Origin of the sequence: Leptolyngbya sp. NK1-12, from assembly GCF_032598965.1 — a bacterium.
In the GTDB taxonomy this organism is placed as follows: Bacteria; Cyanobacteriota; Cyanobacteriia; order Elainellales; family Elainellaceae; genus Elainella.
In genome coordinates, this window is record NZ_CP053586.1 from 5402752 (window position 1) to 5422120 (window position 19369).

Sequence of the window (19369 nt, forward strand, 5' to 3'; positions counted from 1 at the left end):
TGGGTAGAAGCTCTTAAGCCTTTGCTAAATCGGGGTTTTGGATATGGATTTCTCTCAACTCAAACGACCAGCGCGTAACACTAAACCATTAGATCCGATTGCTATCTTTGAGCGAAGACCAAGCTTACACAATACTCCAAATGACCTGTGGAGAGGGCAAACTGAGGCACTGAGCGAATGGCATAAGAATCGTAAGAAGCCTGATGTGTTTATTGCGTTAAACACAGGAGCAGGAAAAACCCTGGTTGGATTACTGGTAGCTCAAAGTTTAGTAAATGAAGGGATTGAAAACGTTACATATGTTTGTGGGACTAAAGATTTAGTACTTCAAACCCAGCGCGAAGCTACTAAACTTGGCATTGAATGCACTCTGCGAACAAGCGGCGATTTTAGCAATACACTCTTTGAAACAGGAAAAGCATTTTGTATTACGACTTATACCAGTCTATTCAATGGGTTAAGCGTTTTACAGCGTGATTATTTTCCGGGCGCAGTAATTTTTGATGATGCTCATGTAGCTGAGCGAATGATACGCGAATCATTTACTGTGAAAATTACAGCACCAAACCAAACGGAATTACTTAAAGAAATTAAATCTCTCTTTGAACCTCACTTCAAAGAAGCTGGTAAGCTTCCCTCCTTGGAAAGTGCCATTGATAGTCCCTTTGAATCTCCAATCATGGCAAGTCCAAGTGCTGTGAAAGAGGTTTCTGGACGGCTTTACAATTTATTGGTTGACTCTGGCATCAAAAATGATGCCAATCTCAAATACTCATTTAACCTGCTCAAAGAAAATTTAGAACATTGTGCTGTTGTCTTTGGCTATGGAACAGTAGAAATTGCTCCTCCATTTCTACCTCTCTTTAGTCTGCCCATCTTTTTGCGAGGAGATGTTAGAAGAATTTATTTATCTGCAAGCCTCAATTACAAATCAGATATTGCTAGAGCTTTTGGACGAATTCCCGATCCTTGTATTGAACCTAAAAACGATGCAGGAAACGGGGAACGCCTAATCTTATTTTCAGACGAAATTCCTCGGAAGAAAATCGATCCTGTATTTGTTAATTCATTATCGGAGAAACATAAAGTTCTCATTGCTGTCCCATCATATCGTCAAGCTGAAGTATGGAAAAAAGTAGGAAGCCCACCTTCTCCTGAAGAATTTAGTGATGAGCTTCAAGAGTTTCGTGAAGCTGATTCTGGTGTTTTCATTCTGGTTTCTAGAGTGGATGGGATTGATCTTCCTCATGATACTTGCCGTGTAATGATTTTTGATGAGTTACCCACAGGTGCGTCTACATTAGAGAAGTTTCAGTGGGATACTCTTGATATGAAAAACTTTCGTGCCACCAAAGTTAGCAATCAAATTATTCAACTGTTTGGACGCATTAATCGAGGTCGTAACGACTATGGAGCATTTATCATCAATGGTCGTAGCTTAAGTAGTTGGTTAAAAAATGACCGTAAACTCGCTTTATTGCCAGACTTGCTGAGAAAACAAGTTCGATTAGGGTTATATCTTCATGAACAACAGAAGTTGTCAGACGTATCTCAACTTATTGATGTCATTGATTCAGTTTTGAGCCGTAATCCATCTTGGATTGATTTTTATGGTGAAAGTATCAATGAAATGGGTTTAGATACAGAGGCATCTGAGCGAACCCAAGAAATCGAAGAACGAATGACCCAAGCTGCGCTAGCTGAAGTTCGTTTCATGAGTGCCATTTGGGATCGTGATTATGCTTCTGCTCGTCAAGAACTTGAAGCAGTAATTCAGGAAACTGCAAGGGCAGATGAAAAACTTTCAGGGTGGCATAATCTGTGGTTAGGGATGTGTTTAGAGTGTGAAGAAGATTACGAAGCTGCACAGGAGGAGTATCTTCGTGCTTACCAAAGACTTGCTAAAAGAATAATTGTTCCAAGAAAAATTGGCACTGATTCTCATAGTGTGGTTGTCACACCCCAAGCGTTAACTGATTTCGAGCGACAAGTTGATTTAATTGTTGAGCGTAAATCACCAGAGAGTTATCAAAAAACCTTTCAGCGTCTTCGTAGCTCTGTCACAGGACTTGATGATCCCAATGCTTCAATAACACAACAAGAAGAAGCCCTTCGCGCTTTGGGAGAATATTTGGGCTTTACATCAACTCGTCCAGACAATGACGATGGAACTGGACCTGATGTGCTTTGGGTCGATGAGGATTCTCAGAAATGCCTTGCATTTGAAATGAAGACAGGTAAGAAGAGTAATCCTATTTACTACAAGAAAGATGTTGAGCAAGGGCATGATCACTTAGAGTGGATTCGACAGAATTATCAAAGCCATATATGTTTGGGCTTAGTTTACGTTGGCTCTTATGGAAAACGAGATAAAGCAGCTAATCCATCTTCAGAAATGTACTTGTGCGATACATCAGTTTTGATTGCTATTAGAAACCAATTAATTGCAGGAGTTGAAGACTTGCGGGCAATTACTCCAACTCAACGAAGAGGTAAGGTGTCAGAGTTTTGTTCAGGAGTGCAATGGAAACTTGAAGGTCTTGCTTCAAAAGTCAAAGTGAAGCCTATGCAGGCTCTTGAAGTGACAACCTGAGTATCTCTTACGTGCCATACAGCCCAACACTGCGTTGGTGCGGACGGAACAGAGGTTATCGGTGGGCAGTCGAGGTTATCTGCCGCCGCACAACTCCAACGTTGGGCTGCTTGAGGTTGTCGGTTGGACAGTGCATCAAAATTCTCTGTCAATGTTGAGTATTAAGTAAGATTGGCGGAGTTCTCAAGGATCGAAAGCACTTGACACGTGCAAACTATATGTATATACATATTTTATGAGTAATCAATCTCCCAAAATTAAACTAACTGAAGTCAGTCAAGTGCCTGCAACCTGCATGGGAATGCATATTCGTCGAGCATCACGCATACTGACGCAGGTGTATGATGCTGCATTGCGTCCTGTGGAGTTGGTATTAAACCAATTTACGCTGCTAGTCGCCATTCACCTGGTTGAGTCTACGCCCATCACTCGCTTGGCTCAAGAGTTGTTCACTGATCAAACAACCTTAACTCGGAATCTCAAGCTGCTAGAGAAACGTGGGTTAGTAGCGATCGAACCGGGTGAGGATCGACGGGTTAGGTGGGTATCCCTAACACCTGAAGGTCAGACTATTCTAGCTCAGGCACTCCCTTTATGGGAGCAAGCTCAAGCGGAAGTAATGCAGCACTTTGGGCAACAGCAATGGCAAACGCTCCTATCGTTGTTGTCTGAGGTCAAAGCTGTGAGATAGCCTAAAAATTTACCCAAAACATGTATATACATATAACACTGTGAACCTTGGAGGTTTCAATGGCTAAATTTGATAACCACCCTACCGTGCGGTGGTGGCGTGAGCAGTCTACAACTCACCAACCGACAAAGACAGCCACCCTGAATTCAGACTCGCTCCGAACGCTCTGCTTGGAGATGGGTGCTGATGATGTAGGATTCGTGGAAATTAACCGACCTGCGATCGCAGATCAACAGTCAGACATTTTGGCAGCATTTCCACCCACCAAAACATTGATTAGCTTTGTCTGCTGCATGAATCGGGAAAATGTTCGCACGCCAGCCCGATCGATCGCAAATCTCGAATTTCACGCGAACTACGATCATGCTAATGAAGTCGCACGAAACCTTGTCAAAGCTCTAGAGCAAATTGGTGTGCGAGCGTTGAATCCATCATCAGCGTTTCCAATGGAAATGGAGCGGTTTCCTGGTAAAGTTTGGGTCGTGTCTCACAAGCCTGTGGCTGTTGCAGCCGGATTAGGGCATATGGGAATTCATCGAAATGTCATTCATCCAAAGTTTGGTAACTTCATTGCACTCGGAACAGTCTTGATCGATACCGAAGTAACGGAGTACACACGCCCAATTGACTACAATCCCTGTATCGAGTGCAAATTATGTGTTGCCGCCTGCCCAGTTGGAGCAATCGGGACTGACGGTAGCTTCAACTTCTCAGCGTGTTATACGCACAACTACCGCGAGTTCATGAGCGGCTTCACCGATTGGACTGAGACAATTGCCCAGAGCAAAAACGCTCAGGATTATCGCAAAAAAGTCAGTGCTTCTGAATCCGCCTCCATGTGGCAAAGCTTGTCTTTCAAGGCGAACTACAAAGCCGCTTACTGTATTGCCGCCTGCCCTGCGGGAGAGGATGTGATTGCGCCTTTTCTGAGCGATCGTAAGGCATTTATTCAAGAAGTGGTCAAACCATTGCAGGACAAACCCGAAACAATCTATGTAGTACCAGGATCGGACGCAGAAAGCTATGTGGCAAGACGCTTTCCTCACAAAACCGTGAAACGAGTGAGCAGTGGCATTCGCCCTCAATCCATTCAAGGCTTTCTCTTCGGATTACCATTACTCTTCCAACGCAATCAGTCAGAGGGATTGAATGCGACTTACCACTTCACATTTACAGGTTCTGAGTTCCGCCGTGCGACGGTGATAATCCAGGATAAAACAGTACAAGTGCAAAACGATCATCTTAGTAACGCTAATCTTTCGGTCACAGCAGACAGCGAAACATGGTTAGGTTTTCTTGCTAAGGAACAAAATCTAATTTGGGCGCTGTTGCGGCGAAAGATTCGAGTCAGAGGCTCACTTAAACTCCTTCAGGCATTTGGTAAATGTTTTCCTGCTTAATGGTGTCGCTATTACGTATTGAACTGAACAGTAAGACAAAATCACTTAAGGAACCGCAATGGAAAGAACACGCTTGAGCCTATTCTATCTGGTGGGATATCTAATTCCGAGCGGTATCATGCTCTTGATTGCGCCACGCTTCGCCTTAAAACTCTTGTTGTCAAATGGGGATTATGGAGATGTCTTTCCTCGCGCGGCAGGAATGTTAGCGGTGGGACTAGGGATTATGCTTGTTCAAATGTTACGTCTGCGTTTGAGTGATCTGTATTCTACGACTCTCATTGTGCGGAGTTTCTTCTTTGTTTGTTTACTCAGCCTCTACAACCTCAACTATGATCCATTCTTCCTAGTCTTACTGGTTATTCTCAGCATTGGCATTGTTTTGACGACAACTAGCTACATTTTAGATAAGCAGGATGCATCGAAGTCAAATCAAGAATCATAGACGAGTTTTCAATCAGGAAAATTACATGCTCCGTTGTCTATGCCAGCAGCCCAACATTGCGGTGGAGCGGCGGGCACAGTCTTTTCACTTCGTTTCTAGTCTTCTCATCGCCGCTCACCTTCACCGTTAGACCTACAACTAACGGAGAACAAAGCAAACATGGCAAACACGGAAGCATACGAGAAAGTCGCTAGCGTTGTTGGCGAGGAGATGGACAAAGCCTGGAAAAATATCATGAGTAAACTTGCTAGCAGTAACGTTTCAGGTATTGCTGCATTTGACGGAGGCTCTCTAACATCATCTGACTTGAGTGACTTTTTTGAGGTTCTTGGTGGTGCACAGATAGCAATCACATTTGCAAGTCGTCAACCTAAAGGCGAACGAATTCGCTCAACATCGCTTGACATTGAACCGCAAACTGGTAGCCCCGCAACTCTGATTTCGGGAGAAATCTCTATAGGTGGAACGATCCGATTCTAAAGACTGGTAACAAAGTGCGGAGCTAGAGTGCTTACGGCTCTGGCTCCCATAGAAGAATTAATTCACGAAGCTTTTAGAGACGGAGCAGGTGCACCACGCAACATCCCTTCTGTACTCAGATCCTCATCGATCTCCTCCCAGTGAATCCCATAACCACCTCCAGAAACTGCCCAATTTGCGCGTTGGTCAGGTGTAGCGTTAAGCAGCCTTGGATACCAAACCAGAGGCACAGTAATTGTTCGCCCGTCCATTAAATCGACGCTAACAGTTTCTTCAGTGAAGTGGACATTCTTAACTCTCTCATCCGCTCGAATTGCCAAAATACCCATACCAAGCCTCCAGTAAAATTTCTTGATTTTCTTGAACGATCGATTGCAATTTACGAAGTTCTTTAGGACTAAAACCAATGTTGTTGGCTAAACTGACTGGTTCCAGCCAAAACTTAGCCGATGAATCATCGCGATCAATATGTATGTGCGGTGGTTCATTCGGTTCATGACTGTAAAAGTAAAAACGGTAAGGACCGATACGTAAGACTGTTGGCATACTATAGATTATAAGCGAGTCACTAGGTCTAACAACCCCCTTCAGCGGCGGCAAGTAACCTTTGACTCAGTATCAGTAGCTTTCGACCGTCCGCTGCAAGGGGGTTGTTGGGCTGCTTAAGTTATCGGTGGAAGAGATCCCTGAAGACTGTCTGTGGTGAAACCTGATCCTGGTCGATGCTGAGTGTTGTGAGCGTTGAGTTCAGTTCCGCAATGAGCGCAAACGACTATGGGTTCAGTTACAACTCCACAGGTGGTATGAATAATTTCCAGAGGCACACCATTCTCGGCTGTCCAGCGATCACCCCACCGCATCAAAACCAACAGAACTGAATAGAGTTCCATCCCTTTTTCAGTCAACCAATACTCGTACCGCTCTGGACGTTTTTGATAGCGTCGCCGTTCCAATATTTCTACGGCAACCAGAGATTCCAATCGCTCAGTCAACACCTTGCGCGAAATTCCTAAATCTTGTCTAATTTCCTCAAACCGTCTGATTCCCAAGAAAATGTCGCGCACAATGAGAAGACTCCACCATTCGCCAATCAGGTCGAGTGTGCGGGCGACTGAGCAACAGATATGAGAAAAGTCAGTTCGTTTCATGCAGGTATACGTTCACGATTGACAGCGTAGCAAGAGTCATTATAGTCTCTTAAGGAGATTGAGTCAGTTTCCTGAGGAGACTAACATGATTTACGTCATTGGGCTGATCACCACAACAATTTTTGTGGCGCTATCGACTTTACATATTTATTGGGCGTTTGGCGGAAACTGGGGAGCAACAGCAACAGTTCCTAGCATTGACGGTCAACCCCTGTTTGAACCTGGACTTTGGGATACGCTGGCAGTGGCAATGGCATTATCCATTGCAGCAATTATCTGTTTAGGAACCTTAAACTATCGTCTGCCGTTTTTACCCACCTGGATTTATCGAACCGGGATCTGGTGCATCGCATTGGTTTTTCTACTACGTGCTATTGGCGAATTTCGCTATCTCGGATTCTTCAAACAGTTTAACGATAGCTTGTTTGCACATTGGGACACCGTTTTGTACACACCATTATGTCTAGGGTTAGCAGTTTGCTGTATCGTTCTTGCGGTTAATGCCCCTAATTTCTGGACATCACCAAATTAGCAGGCTATAGCTTCGATGCGGTTAGCCCCATTGCACTTCTTTCTACCCCGTGTTGCGAGCGATACAGAGTTAAGGAATCGAATATTATCCCAAATAACCAGCTGCCCAACAACCCGATTGGAGCGGACTTGCAAAGTTGGTCTGTGTTGTGGCAAAGGTTATCGGTAGCCGCTCAACCGGAACGACTATGAAGCCGTGTCTATGTCAAGCGGGTTTTGGGATTTGTGCGTGAGGGAGTTCTGCAATTTAGCCGAACGAAACCAATCATCCAAGGTAATAGGATGAGGTTTAGTCTTTATAACAGCTTCCTCAAGATGCGACGGATTGAGTTCTAAACGACTATCCGAGGTGTCAATGCAGTTCGTATTTCTAGTTCTAGAGGTACAACTTGAGCATTGTCTCAATTATCTCTGCAAAATTACTTGTCTTATTCGTTAGATCAACAGTGTTTCATGTTAGTTCCCAGGTTCAAGTTCAAGCTGACAGGAGCTATGAGCTGGGTGATGTTGAGGCACTCAATAGAGGCGTGCTATCTTGCCAAGGTTGTTTGTGCCTCAACATCGCCCAGCAGCGCACTAAACGCTTTCGGGCTACGGCAATAATAGCGATTTTCTTACGAGTTTTCTGTCCGCCATAAATTCGCTGATAAATACTCTCTGCCCACGGGTTGTAACGCAGCATCACCCAGGCCACCTCAACGCATGCACTGCGCAGAATGCGGGAGCCTCGACAGGTAATTCTGCCCAAGCGATTGGTTTGACCTGATTGTCTTTGGTCGGGAACCAACCCTGCATATGCCGATACCTGACGGGCATTCTTGAAACGGTGAGGATTATCCAACGCTGCAACAATGACCTCTGCCGTTCTGCGTCCCACCCCCGGTATGGTTTGCAGAAGTTGCACCTGTTCATCTTGTCTCGCCACCTTTTCAAGCTGCTCATCGACTTGTTGTAATTGTTGCCAGAGGGCATCAAGGCTCTGCAACTCCAGGTCAAGTTCACCTCGCCAAAATTCATTCAGTTGACACTCTGCCAGAGGTTTGCGGTATTGACTTAAGGTTTCAATGCCTGCGGCAGTCCAAGCTTTATGTCCACTGGGAATGCTGATGCCCTGATGGTCAAACAACGCTCGAATGTGATTCTGAATGCGGTTGATACGATTGACCAGGGTTTTACGGTACTTCACTCCTAAGCGATATTGACGACGTTCTGCCACCGGACCATGAACCGCTGACACTTGCTCAAGGGCAGTGAGTTTCGCCAGTTTGAGCGCATCATCTTTATCGGTTTTGCGTTTGACATGTTTCCATCGCCACGCCTCGGCACTGGGATTGGCGACTAAGACCTGGTACCCCAAGCTTTGGCAAAAGTCATGTACCCAGCCTGTAATTGAACTGGTCTCTATTACGATTTGGTCAGGTTTGGTTTGATTCAATAGCTGCTCCAATGCCCACCGTTGAGTGGCGATTGTCTCGAACTCACTCTGGTTTGGGGTGGTGTTGAATAAGCAGGCAACGGAATTGTATTTACCCAGGTCAATTGCCAGAATCTTCATGCTATCCTCCGGGTGTGGGAAGGTGGTTTGAGTGGTTTCTTCTACTTTCCCACGGCTTACATAGATTCTTGAGCTGGCTCCGCAAACAGTCCTTCCACTCGTTCACAAAGTCACATCGTCAAGAAGCAAAGCGCCGCGCAGTGGGCAGGTTGAGACCGTAGTATGAGGGAGTCTGTGGTGTCGCAAAGCACCCAGAGTCCGGTAGGTGAGGACGGTAGTTTTGGGATAGGTTGGGAGTGGCAAAGTCAGAGTTAGCCAAGCCCGTTGGTGTGTGCTCCAGCTGACCACGCTGTTGCAACGGATTGCTGGTTCTGGTTCGTGGAGTGGCAAAGTCAGTTTGCAACCGCTGAACAGCACCGTTCTGCCGCTTCGTTTAGTCGTGTTGGTGGTATTTCAAAGCGATCTGTTAGTGTTGGGATGCAAGAAACTTATTCAAAACTTCGACTAATTTATACACCAACACTAAACCGTAATCGTGTCGATCTTGATTCGTGATTGCAGCGATCGTCATTTGCGATCCGCCTAGATTTGGAAAGTGAAAAGCGGCAACTGAGTAGCCTGGTCCTTCGCCTGTGTGTCCAGCCACCAGACCATGAGGTGACTCTAAATCAATGAATAATCCCAGCCCATAAGCTAACTTTTCAAATCGAGGATACTTTCCCAGGATGTGAACAGGGTAAAGCATTTGTTCAATGAGGGCAGAGCTAAGAATCTGGTTGAGAAACAGAGCCTCAATCATTTTGGCAAGTTCTGGTGCTGTCGAGATGACGACTCCATGTGATACCCAACCTGGATGATAGAGAGGAGACATATCTTGCAATTCAGTTCCGCTAAAAAATGCTGTATATCCCGGTGTGAGGACAGTCACATCGTCGAGCGTATTGGGGACAAAAGTGCTTTGCAAAGCAAGGGGGCTAAAAATGACTTGATGCAGAAGTTGCTGCATCGATAGTCCTGTGATGCGTTTGAGGATGCGCTTCAAGACGAGATAGCCAATATTGGAATACTGCCAGTCTGTACCCGGCGGGAGGCACCGTTCTTGGGTAACAAGGTTGAGAAAAGTTTCTTCTGACCAAGGAACAGTGGGTGCTGCTTTGAGCGCATCAAAATAGGTAGACATTCCACCATAATCAGGTAATCCACTGGTATGACCTAAAAGATGGCGGATTGTAATTGAAGGATCTAAAGAAAAATCAGGCAGATGATGCTGTACGGAATCATCAAGATTGAGAATTCCTTTACCAACCAGATCTAGAGATGCAGTCGCTAGGAGACTTTTCGTGACGCTGTAGATATAAAAGCTTGCATCCTTGGACAAGGGTTGAGTATAGTTCAGGTCTTGATAGCCAACGCCCATTTCACAGAAGGGTTCACCATTCAGTCTGATAGCAACAGCAGCACCGGGAGTTTGAGATTTTCTCAAAGAGTGTTCAATGGCAGATTTGAGTTCCTGGTGAAGAGTTTGATTCACGGTAAAAAGTCTAGAATATAAACCAGTTCAGCTTTCATGATAAGGATTTGTGGTGGCAGCGGCAGAACAATCCCAATGCACCGGAAAAAAGTCAATTGGTCGGTGAGTTGCAGAGGTTGTTTGTATCCGGTGATGGGGGTCGTTATGCCGCAAGTTCTCGGTGAAGGCATGAGCGAAATCTTATCTGTTCGTGTTTAAGGTCAGAGTTGACGGGATGTTGTCGGTTAGGCCGTAGTTTGGAAGTTATCTGTTGATGTTTAGTCATGGTAGTTACACAGCATCAGGCATATGTTGATCAACTTAAGCAAGCAGGTTGGATTCGCACGCCATCTGTAGAAGCTGCCTTTCGCCGTGTCCCAAGGCATCATTTTCTACCCAATGTTCCACTTGTTGAAACTTATCAAAATCAGGCGATCATCACAAAGCGATTGAATGGAAAATCAGTTAGCTCATCTTCTGAACCTGGACTCATGGCGACCATGCTAGAGCAGCTTGATCTAAAGCCAGGTCATCGAGTGCTAGAAATTGGTGCAGGAACAGGCTACAATGCCGCTCTCATGGCACACATCGTTGGTGAAACAGGACAAGTCATCAGCATCGATATTGATGAAGATATTGTAGAAGCTGCCCATCAACATTTAGCAACGGCTGGTTACCCGCAAGTACAAGTCGTGTGCCGTGATGGAGGAAATGGTTATCCAGATTTCGCGCCTTATGATCGCATTATTCTGACGGTTGGAGCCTGGGATATTGCTCCAGCTTGGCGAGAACAGTTAAGCGCTAGGGGTCGCCTTTTACTCCCGCTCCGCATCAAAACTCGACAAGTTTCGATCGCATTTGAACCTGCTGACAATTATTTGGTGAGCATTTCCGTTGTGCCTTGTGGTTTTATGGAGTTAAGAGAAGTACTGGCTGAACCAGACATGACACCGCTGGAGTGGCTACCCAAACAAGTTTGGAATCTTGGGCTGTTACCTCAGCCATTGATTAACTGGATAGATTTTGGACGTTTAACCCTAGAGGGGTTGCGAATTAGAGCTTATCCAAAGGAGAACAAGTATGTTCCTTTATCTCATGAGTTAACGATAGACAAGAATTGGAATAAGCTTGTGCTTGATTATTCGGAGTAGTTGCGGCGGCATAACGACCCGCTTGCACACCGACCGTATCAAGATGGTTAGTTGAGTCCGAAAGTTTGTTGGCGGCGGGTGAAGCGGGTCGTTATGCCGACTATGAAGCCGTGAGCCTGTCAACAGGATTTTAGCTTTCGGTCGTTAATCAAATATCAACTTTTTGACAGCATTAAGTTCTCATCTTTTACCAAGATGAATACAGTCAATGTATTTCAAGTTCACAATTAATTGTGTCAGGTTGTTTCTAACCGACTATCCGAATTGTCAATGCTGTTTACATTTTCACATTTGAAGCTGTAATCACTGCATTGTCTCAAGAGTCTTTGCAAAGTGCGTGGCTTATTCGCTTAGTCAACTTCTTGTAAGTTAAGCATAACTGCAAGCTCACGCACTCAAAAATCTCACCTAACCCATCAATCATCAACTTCTTACCCAGTCAGTTTCTTTCCACCAACGCTCAATCACCAAACACTCATCATGCGTTGCTAATGCTTAGATTGTTTATCAGCTCTGGGTTCCAAGGTTGTTTGTCTCTCAGCATTGCCCAACATCTCACCAAAAGCTTTCGAGCTAGCGCCACAATCGCCGTCTTCCTGCGAGTTTTCTGCCCTCCACAGATACGTTCGAAGGTCTGTCGTGCCCAAGAGTTGAAGCGAATCAGCATCCATGCTACCTCGACTAATGCTCCTCGTAGTAACCTGGACCCTCTGCGCGTAATCGCTCCTAATCGATTCGTTTGCCCCGATTGTCGCTGGTCAGGCACTAAGCCTGCGTAGGCAGAAACTTGCCGAGCATTGGCAAAGCGCTCCGGTTTATCCAACGCGGTCACAATCACTTCTGCGGTTCGTCGTCCCACTCCTGGAATTGTCATCAACAGTTGAACCCGTTCTTCTTGTTTGGCAAGTTGATTGAGTTGCTTCTCAACTTGGTCGTGTTGCTCTTCCAACGTATCGAGCAGCGTCAATTCCACATCCAGCTCGCCTTTCCATAACTCGTCAATCTGGCACTCGGCTAACGGTTTGCGGTGTTTGCTCAACTCTGCCAACCCTTCCAGCGTCCAGGCTCTGGCACGAGCAGGCAGGGTTAACCCTTGTGCCATCAAGAGTGCCCGAATGCTGTTCCTGATTTGGTTCATTCGCCAAACCAGAGTTTTGCGGTATTTCACCAAGCGGCGGTACTGGCGGGTTTGGGCGGCTGGAACATACACTGGGCTAATTTGCTCAAGCGCAGCAAGTTTAGCGAGTTTGAGCGCATCATCTTTGTCCGTTTTGCGCTTCACGTTGCGCCATTGCCATGCTTCTTGATTCGGGTTAGCTACCAAAACTTCGTAGCCGTGTTCCTGGCAAATATCATGAACCCAGTTGCTGTTGGTACAGGTTTCAATCACCACCTTCTGCGGCTGTTTCCGTTGCAGCAAGTCTTCAAGCGCAACTTGCTGCATCGCGATCGTCTCATACTCGGCTTGGTTGGTTTCGGTATCGAACAAGCAAGCCACGCTCTTGAATTTTCCCAGGTCAATTGCGAGAATCTTCATATCAGCCTCCGAGGTTTATCGTTGAGTGGAAGTGAAACGTCCTATCCTCAAGGGTATCGGAGGTTTCTTCTTACCTCTCACGGCTTGCATAGATTCTCTTAGTCCTCGGTAGGGGCGTGACCGCTATCTCATTGGCTAGGGTTAAGCTTTATGCTGTCGTCAGTGTTCAATTAGCTAGTATTTCCATTCTGACGGTAGGGAAAACCGTACTCGAATATGTGGGCGTTGTATAAAAAGTACGAGTATACTAGCGATCAATCTTTAAAGCGTTAAAAAAGTTTAACTATGCCAAATTGCCCATACTGTGATGTTCTAATTGACGAGGCTTATAATTTCTGCGTTAGTTGTGAGCAGCAGGTCAAGTGTCTGGTATGCGGCAGTTACCTAATTAAGGATAAGAGTAAGTGCCTTAAGTGCGGTACTTCTCTAAGCGTGTCTCAGACTATTGCCACTCCTATGAATAATTTTTCACTAGAGGAGGAGCAAACAGAAAGCAATTACTCAAGAAAGCTAAATCTATCGTTCACTGATACTGCTATTGATAAGGTGGCATCTGTTTTGGGTGGCTATGTTCCTCTGACTCCATCCCCAAAAACAAGAGAAGTTGCACAACCTCAGCAACGGCTTGTACTACCGTTTTCACCAACTACGATGGAGAACGAGCAATCTGAGGAACAAGAAGACCTGAATGGGGAAGTTGTAGAGGCAATATCTCAAGATGTTACAAATGATAAGTCTCCCTTAGATTATTTTGAGAAAGATGGACAAGGGTTTTTAATGTCAAAGAACCCTGATTATCGGGGAAAGGACAAAAAAACTCAGCAAGAGCGATTCATACTACTTTATGTTTGGGCTTATAACGCAATTTTTCAAGAGCCAGTGCCCAGCAAAAAACATCTAAGCTCCGCAGCCAAAAAAAAATGGAATATATAACGCAAATTTTTCTACATACACAAATGACATCTCTAATCGTTTCTTTATTAAATCTGATGGTACTTTGAAGCTGAACCCCACTGGATACAGAGAGGTGGAGAAAGTTATTGCAGAAATGCAAGATTCAGACTTAAAAGGTATAGAATATTGGTCTTCTACGAGAAGAAACTCTAGCCAAGGTTCTCGAACAACTAGAGAAGAAATTGAGAAAATTAATCAATGGATACAGAAGCCATCTAGATTTGATGACTTTGATGTTAGGTCACTAAGCAATAAATCTCATCTTGTTGTTCTCGCTTTATATGACATTACAAAAGAGTTGAAAGTTGAGATTGCAATGAAGCCTGCTTTAGCATACGAGTATCTGATTAAGAGGTATAAGATCGTTTCGGCAACTAAGAAGAGCTTTGGCGAAACATTAGCAACAAAAGGCAACAAAAAATATTTTGAGAAAACACCCGAAGGATTATACTATCTCACGCAAGAAGCTGAAAAGCTTGCAGAAAGTTGGGTTTCCCAAAGCTAAATTCATATCGTACAATCCGCACAAAGATTGAAAATGAGTGTTCAAAAATCTCAAATCGAGTCAGCTTTGTCAGCGCAGCTTCCAAAAGATATCATAACTGAACTACTTAATGAGTACCAACATATTAAGCAACAGTTTTTCCTAAGAAAATTTCAACCAGCAGAACTAAATGCTGCCCGATTCAGTGAATGTGTTTTGCGTTTAATCGAGTTCTTAGATACAGGTAACTATACTCCTTTTGGAAAACAGTTAAATACACAAAATATTATAAATCGTATTTCTAATAATACTGGCTTGCCAGAAGGTGTTCGATTTTTCATTCCTCAACTTACAAGAGTTCTTCTTGATATTAGAAACAAAAGAAACGTTGCTCATGTTGGTGGAGAAGTGAATCCTAATTATTCTGATTCTCTGCTTGTCTCTCATTCCGCAGACTGGATTTTAATTGAACTTATTCGTAATTACCATACAAATAGCATTGATGAAGCAAGAAAAATTGTTGAAAGTATTAATGAAGCTAAAATTCCTGTAATAGTAGAGGTTGGAAGCTTTGTACGGGTTCAAAACACAAAGCTCAAAGCTGATCAAAAGACTTTACTTATTCTGTATTACAAACAACCAGATAAGGTTAGTGATGCGGACTTGATCAAATGGATTAAATATTCAAACGCCAGTAGATACCGAACTGAAATCTTAAAAGTATTAGATGATGAGGCTCTAATTCATTACGAAAATGGTTTTTGTACACTTCTTCCCAAAGGAATTATTCATGTCGAGAAAAATATCAGTCTCGAATTAATCGTTTGAATTTGATAATTTACTCGTCTGCTTCATTCAAAATATATTCATAGAGTTGTTTGCTGATTCGGAAATTTGCTTGACTTGTCAAATCATCCATTATAAGTTTAACTGTCTTGATTAAATTTTGGCGTTTTGCTAACAGCAGAATTCCCAAAACACCAGTAATCTTTAGACCAAAATCTTTCGCGGCTTGTCTACCCAAACGCTCGTCGATTAATAATCGGCTTGCTCCCACTTCAACAGCAAGTGCAATTGCCTCCGCTTCACCGATATTAACGCGGGTTCTTAACTCAGAAACCAATTGTTGATTTTGTACTGAATGAATTTCCAGCCAAGTTGCTGATTGAACTGCTGTAACCACAGTTTCTCCGGCTCTTTCATCCAGTAATTCTTCACGCACCGCATATGGAATCAAAATTCTTCCATAGACTTTTTGCATTAAACTTAATTGTCCAACTTTTGCCAAATTTGAAATGGGTGAGGTATTACTTACTATGATCACCGCTAGTTCGCATCCTGTAGAGTATTGAGATCGTCTTGAAACTCAGCGACATCATAATGAACACAGATACCTCGATCTGCTAGCAGTTTTTGAAACTGCATCCGATGCAGTCCTACTAACTCACTCGCTTTTCCCAAACTAATTTTGTCTTGTCGAAACAGCATAAGCACAATTTCCAGAAATAGCTCGTTTTCTGAAAAGCCACTGGCTCTTACTAGATCGTCTGAAATCACCAAACTCATGCTTCTCCCTCCAACTCTTAAATCTTCTGCCTAGATCGTAGCAGCCAAAGTAAAAACAGGTTAAGCTCCTGGCAGTTCTAGCTCTTGTGGCGGCGCGGCATAATACTGCGTTGGTGCGGACGGTACAGAGGTTATCGGTGAGAGTTCAAGCTTGTCTGCCGCCGCACAACTTCACCGTTAGACCGCTAAGTTGCTGGTAGACGCACAACATTACTTGGAGACACAAACTGATGTATATAAAATTTGCCAAAACTGTATTGCTTGCCACCCCGCTTGTTGGCCTACTAACTCTTGCGCCCAGTTCTGTTCAAGCGCAAAACTCAGGCGTTGAGCAGATCCTGTATGCCATCAACCAAGATCTGATGGTAAATAAAAATACTATCGATACTATGTGCTATGGTTTGCGAGATGAAATTTCCTGTATTGGAGCTAAAGGCAACGCTTGTACTATTACAATCTTGCATATTGCTAACTTGCAGGATTTGATTAACCAGGGGGCATTATTGCCACAAAACAGTGCATATCAACAGGTACTCTATAATATTGGGGAACTTCGCGATTATGCTGAGTGTGCTTCATGATAGTAAGGCTCCATAGCTGCTCTGGTGATGGAAAAATTAGCCTTTAAGATGGATAATTTGCCTAGAATGAAAGGCTAACAATCCCTATTCATATGAGTGAAACTGTCTACATTGAGACCAGTATCTTGGGCTACCTCACTGCGAGATCAACCAAGAATTTAATTTTGGCAGCGAATATTGAGATAACCAGAGATTGGTGGGAGTCTCGTCGTAGCGCTTTCACACTTTATATTTCAAAAGTTGTTTTGGATGAGGTGTCACGAGGAGATCCTGAGATTGCCGCTGATCGTCTAGAAATCTTCAGTGGAGTCCCCTTGGTTGAACTCAATCAATCCGTACAAAATCTAGCAGCCCAATTTCTCTCTCGTAGCAATCTTCCTCCCAAGGCTTCTGATGATGCGGTTCATATTGCTGCTGCCACCATCCACGGCTTGGATTACCTGTTAACCTGGAATTGTAAGCATATTGCAAACGCACAGATTCAAAGGAAACTTGAAGAGATTAGCTTTGATTTCGGATACCAGTTACCTGTAATTTGCACGCCCTACGAACTGTTAGGAGATTGAGCGATGTGGCAAGATGAAATTCTTGATGAAATTCATAAAATCCGTGAAGAACACGCCAAGTCTTTTAATTACGACTTGGATGCCATGTTTGCAGACTGGCAAAAAAGACAGTCAGAAGGTGGAAGAGAAGTTGTCAGTTTGCCGCCGAGGCGCGGTCTAATCGGGTCGAGGAGAGCATTTAACTCTCCCCTCCCACACCACCCATCATGGGGGTCCGCAATGGGCGGTTCATGAAGACGCGCAAACAACACTGACAGCTAAGCGTAGCCCTGAACTTTCATCCAGAGCTTGCGAATCGATAACAATCCCTGCTGTTCCAACCACTCGTTGGTCATTCCCGTTTGCGTCGCTAACGTCTTTGACAACCGCCAATAGCCTTTACGACTAATGCCCGTCAAAATTGCGTGACGCTTGGTTGTCCCAAGCTTGAGCAAATTGGCAATGCGCGTTCTCGGTCTGCGCCACGGCTCGACTGAGCGCTCGCCGAAGTCTGTTTCCAATAACACATCCGTATCCGTCGCCTTAACCACCCATCTAGCTCTTCGATTGGACTGTAATGTTGGGAAATACCAACGTAGTTCATCCACCCTTGTAAGTATCGGTTCAAGCGCAAGAATCGCTCTGCCATTGAGACTCCCCAACTGCGCGATGTAAGTCCACGCAGTCGGTGTTTGAAGTTGTCTAGCGCTTGCTGGGATACGAAGAGACGAATCCCTCGGAAGGTAAAACCGAGATAGTTCAAATCTTCGATTTTCACCACTCGACTCTTTTCCCGATTCACTTTGAGCTTCAGCTTTTGGGTCAAGTAACGGCTAATCTTTGCCATCACTCGTCGCCCTGCTTGTCGGCTTTTGACAAGGATAACCAGGTCGTCCACAGGTCGTCCACATAGCGAACAAAGCGATGTCCTCTGGCTTCTAGCTCCTTGTCCAAAGCATCCAACAGGATATTGGACAACAAGGGGGACAGCGGGGAACCTTGTGGCGTTCCCCAGTCGGTTGGTTCAATCGTGCTCCCCACCAGAACCCCGGCTCGCAGGTAGCGACCAATGAGCCGCAAAAGCACTTTATCAGTTACTTTACGGGCAACGCGGGACCTCAGGAGATCATGGTTCACGGTATCGAAGAATTTCTCTAGATCCAAATCCACCCCAATGCGATACCCGGTTTTCACAATCGTTTTCACCTGTTGGATGGCTCCATGAGCCGAACGATTCAGACGGCTGCCAAAACTAGACTCAGAGAACTCTGGGTCAAAGATGGGCGTGAGCACTTGTAAGATGGCTTGTTGGATCACTCGGTCTACGACACAAGGAACCCCCAACTTGCGCTCTCCCTTGCCTTTGGGCTTGGGAATGACCACCCGAGGCACGGGGCGCGGTTGGTAGCTGCCATCGAGTAAGGATTGGCGAATCTCACTCCAATGCTCGCGGGCATAGGCAGGAAAGTCTGCTAAGGTCATCCCGTCACTGCCGGGTGCGCCTTGGTTAGACTTCACTCGTTGCCAGGCTTTCTGAACATTGCCTGGCTCTAAGATGCGCGCCATCAGGTTGTCTAAGGCTGGCTCTCTGTCAGCACGCCAAACCCTATCTCCCCCATCCGGGTTCATCGACGAGTCTGAGTTGTTCATGGCTCCTCCTTAGTTCGTTCATGTTCGTCCCTTCGTTCTGTGAGAACTACTATGGACTCTGCTGACTTCTGGACGGTGAACCCTTGAAATTACTCTCAAGGGCGCTGTCTTGATGGCTTTAGGGTTCTGTGGCTCCCTCGCCGTTTCCCGCGAGACCTCAGTCAGACTCCCATCACCAACTTGACCGCAACCGTACAGACCTCCCCAGATAAGAACGTGATCTCTCCCGCCGCAACCGCGTCATTTACGATGCCCCTTGAACCGAGGGTTTCGTTGTGTTGTGCCAACTCACCCAGGGGTCTTCGCCTTCTATGACGTTTCTGTTCGTCGGCTCGTCGGTTTGCTGCTGGCTTCCTCCAGACCTTCCCTCACGGGAACGCCTTTGCCTTAAGCTAGTGGGTATCGTCACTCGGAACTTTGGGGTTCATTTGGACGCTGGTTCCACCACAGGGGACTTTCACCCCATCAGATCACGCCCATGCTGGGCGTACACAACACCCATGCACACCGACCGCCGAGAGTTGTCGGCTATGACGCAGAGGTGATCTGCGGCGGGTGATGGGCAACGTTGGGCTGCTTCATATCTTGGTAGGGGTGGTACAGCAAGG

At 45.2% G+C, this 19369-nt stretch carries 23 protein-coding genes and 1 pseudogene; 13 read left to right on the forward strand and 11 right to left on the reverse strand.

The genetic code is table 11. The features are described from left to right. Positions 1 to 43 precede the first annotated feature (43 nt). From HJG54_RS22910 to HJG54_RS22930, 5 genes are all read left to right on the forward strand, one after another. Positions 44 to 2593 carry a DEAD/DEAH box helicase family protein gene (locus tag HJG54_RS22910; protein WP_316431566.1) on the forward strand — a complete coding sequence of 850 codons (2550 nt, stop codon included), beginning with the start codon at positions 44 to 46 and terminating at the stop codon, positions 2591 to 2593. A gap of 235 nt (positions 2594 to 2828) precedes the next feature. Next, a complete protein-coding gene (locus HJG54_RS22915; RefSeq protein ID WP_316431567.1) occupies positions 2829 to 3284 on the forward strand; it encodes a MarR family winged helix-turn-helix transcriptional regulator in 456 nt (151 codons plus the stop codon). Between the two features lie 59 nt (positions 3285 to 3343). Next, positions 3344 to 4684, forward strand: a complete 1341-nt coding sequence (locus HJG54_RS22920; RefSeq protein WP_316431568.1) for an SCP2 sterol-binding domain-containing protein — start codon at positions 3344 to 3346, stop codon at positions 4682 to 4684. Positions 4685 to 4742: 58 nt separating this feature from the next. Continuing rightward, positions 4743 to 5129 (forward strand): hypothetical protein, encoded by a 387-nt coding sequence (locus tag HJG54_RS22925; RefSeq protein WP_316431569.1) that lies wholly within the window; start codon positions 4743 to 4745, stop codon positions 5127 to 5129. A gap of 159 nt (positions 5130 to 5288) precedes the next feature. After that, positions 5289 to 5609, forward strand: a complete 321-nt coding sequence (locus tag HJG54_RS22930; RefSeq protein WP_316431570.1) for a hypothetical protein — start codon at positions 5289 to 5291, stop codon at positions 5607 to 5609. A gap of 62 nt (positions 5610 to 5671) precedes the next feature. Here the strand turns inward: HJG54_RS22930 and HJG54_RS22935 are convergent, their stop codons facing one another. The 3 genes from HJG54_RS22935 to HJG54_RS22945 form a co-directional block, all read right to left on the reverse strand. Next, positions 5672 to 5938, reverse strand: coding sequence for a DUF2442 domain-containing protein (locus HJG54_RS22935; RefSeq protein ID WP_316431571.1), 267 nt, complete (start codon positions 5936 to 5938; stop codon positions 5672 to 5674). After that, positions 5910 to 6155, reverse strand: a complete 246-nt coding sequence (locus HJG54_RS22940) for a DUF4160 domain-containing protein (protein WP_316431572.1) — start codon at positions 6153 to 6155, stop codon at positions 5910 to 5912. The genes HJG54_RS22935 and HJG54_RS22940 overlap by 29 nt, the downstream gene beginning before the upstream one ends. Positions 6156 to 6271: 116 nt before the next feature. Then, positions 6272 to 6757 carry a winged helix-turn-helix transcriptional regulator gene (locus tag HJG54_RS22945; protein WP_316431573.1) on the reverse strand — a complete coding sequence of 162 codons (486 nt, stop codon included), beginning with the start codon at positions 6755 to 6757 and terminating at the stop codon, positions 6272 to 6274. Between the two features lie 85 nt (positions 6758 to 6842). Here HJG54_RS22945 and HJG54_RS22950 point away from each other — a divergent pair, with 85 nt between their 5' ends. Further along, positions 6843 to 7289 carry a DUF3995 domain-containing protein gene (locus HJG54_RS22950; protein ID WP_316431574.1) on the forward strand — a complete coding sequence of 149 codons (447 nt, stop codon included), beginning with the start codon at positions 6843 to 6845 and terminating at the stop codon, positions 7287 to 7289. A 489-nt stretch (positions 7290 to 7778) separates the two neighbouring features. Here the strand turns inward: HJG54_RS22950 and HJG54_RS22955 are convergent, their stop codons facing one another. Both HJG54_RS22955 and HJG54_RS22960 read right to left on the reverse strand, forming a co-directional pair. Next, positions 7779 to 8843: an IS110 family transposase gene (locus HJG54_RS22955; protein ID WP_316431575.1), complete on the reverse strand. Its 1065-nt coding sequence runs from the start codon at positions 8841 to 8843 to the stop codon at positions 7779 to 7781. Between the two features lie 406 nt (positions 8844 to 9249). Continuing rightward, positions 9250 to 10314 (reverse strand): serine hydrolase domain-containing protein, encoded by a 1065-nt coding sequence (locus HJG54_RS22960; RefSeq protein WP_316431576.1) that lies wholly within the window; start codon positions 10312 to 10314, stop codon positions 9250 to 9252. Between the two features lie 263 nt (positions 10315 to 10577). Between HJG54_RS22960 and HJG54_RS22965 the strand changes: the two genes are divergently transcribed. Continuing rightward, positions 10578 to 11444, forward strand: a complete 867-nt coding sequence (locus tag HJG54_RS22965) for a methyltransferase domain-containing protein (protein WP_316431577.1) — start codon at positions 10578 to 10580, stop codon at positions 11442 to 11444. A gap of 478 nt (positions 11445 to 11922) precedes the next feature. Here the strand turns inward: HJG54_RS22965 and HJG54_RS22970 are convergent, their stop codons facing one another. Continuing rightward, positions 11923 to 12981: an IS110 family transposase gene (locus HJG54_RS22970; RefSeq protein WP_316431578.1), complete on the reverse strand. Its 1059-nt coding sequence runs from the start codon at positions 12979 to 12981 to the stop codon at positions 11923 to 11925. A 456-nt stretch (positions 12982 to 13437) separates the two neighbouring features. Here HJG54_RS22970 and HJG54_RS22975 point away from each other — a divergent pair, with 456 nt between their 5' ends. From HJG54_RS22975 to HJG54_RS22985, 3 genes are all read left to right on the forward strand, one after another. After that, a complete protein-coding gene (locus HJG54_RS22975) occupies positions 13438 to 13914 on the forward strand; it encodes a hypothetical protein (protein ID WP_316431579.1) in 477 nt (158 codons plus the stop codon). A gap of 94 nt (positions 13915 to 14008) precedes the next feature. After that, the gene (locus HJG54_RS22980; protein WP_316431580.1) at positions 14009 to 14440 is read left to right on the forward strand and encodes a hypothetical protein; all 432 of its coding nucleotides are present in this window, start codon (positions 14009 to 14011) and stop codon (positions 14438 to 14440) included. Positions 14441 to 14473: 33 nt separating this feature from the next. Then, positions 14474 to 15247: a hypothetical protein gene (locus tag HJG54_RS22985; protein ID WP_316431581.1), complete on the forward strand. Its 774-nt coding sequence runs from the start codon at positions 14474 to 14476 to the stop codon at positions 15245 to 15247. Between the two features lie 10 nt (positions 15248 to 15257). Here the strand turns inward: HJG54_RS22985 and HJG54_RS22990 are convergent, their stop codons facing one another. Together HJG54_RS22990 and HJG54_RS22995 are read right to left on the reverse strand one after the other, a co-directional pair. After that, entirely contained in the window at positions 15258 to 15707 is a 450-nt protein-coding gene (locus HJG54_RS22990; protein WP_316431582.1) for a DUF3368 domain-containing protein, read from the reverse strand. 38 nt (positions 15708 to 15745) lie between these two features. Then, the gene (locus HJG54_RS22995) at positions 15746 to 15985 is read right to left on the reverse strand and encodes a UPF0175 family protein (RefSeq protein ID WP_316431583.1); all 240 of its coding nucleotides are present in this window, start codon (positions 15983 to 15985) and stop codon (positions 15746 to 15748) included. A 230-nt stretch (positions 15986 to 16215) separates the two neighbouring features. Between HJG54_RS22995 and HJG54_RS23000 the strand changes: the two genes are divergently transcribed. The 3 genes from HJG54_RS23000 to HJG54_RS23010 all read left to right on the forward strand — a co-directional run bounded on the left by HJG54_RS23000 (position 16216) and on the right by HJG54_RS23010 (position 17366). Then, complete coding sequence (locus HJG54_RS23000; RefSeq protein ID WP_316431584.1) at positions 16216 to 16566, forward strand: hypothetical protein; 351 nt, start codon at positions 16216 to 16218, stop codon at positions 16564 to 16566. 92 nt (positions 16567 to 16658) lie between these two features. After that, positions 16659 to 17132 (forward strand): type II toxin-antitoxin system VapC family toxin, encoded by a 474-nt coding sequence (locus tag HJG54_RS23005; RefSeq protein ID WP_316431585.1) that lies wholly within the window; start codon positions 16659 to 16661, stop codon positions 17130 to 17132. Positions 17133 to 17135: 3 nt separating this feature from the next. Next, positions 17136 to 17366 carry a hypothetical protein gene (locus HJG54_RS23010; protein ID WP_316431586.1) on the forward strand — a complete coding sequence of 77 codons (231 nt, stop codon included), beginning with the start codon at positions 17136 to 17138 and terminating at the stop codon, positions 17364 to 17366. Between the two features lie 23 nt (positions 17367 to 17389). Here the strand turns inward: HJG54_RS23010 and HJG54_RS23015 are convergent, their stop codons facing one another. The 3 genes and pseudogenes from HJG54_RS23015 to HJG54_RS23020 form a co-directional block, all read right to left on the reverse strand. After that, positions 17390 to 17662 (reverse strand): hypothetical protein, encoded by a 273-nt coding sequence (locus HJG54_RS23015; protein WP_316431587.1) that lies wholly within the window; start codon positions 17660 to 17662, stop codon positions 17390 to 17392. A gap of 11 nt (positions 17663 to 17673) precedes the next feature. Further along, positions 17674 to 17958: pseudogene (locus HJG54_RS35520) on the reverse strand (group II intron maturase-specific domain-containing protein); the annotation flags it as partial. Further along, positions 17958 to 18761, reverse strand: a complete 804-nt coding sequence (locus tag HJG54_RS23020; protein WP_316431588.1) for a reverse transcriptase domain-containing protein — start codon at positions 18759 to 18761, stop codon at positions 17958 to 17960. The pseudogene HJG54_RS35520 and the gene HJG54_RS23020, both read right to left, overlap by 1 nt. Between the last annotated feature and the right edge of the window lie 608 nt (positions 18762 to 19369).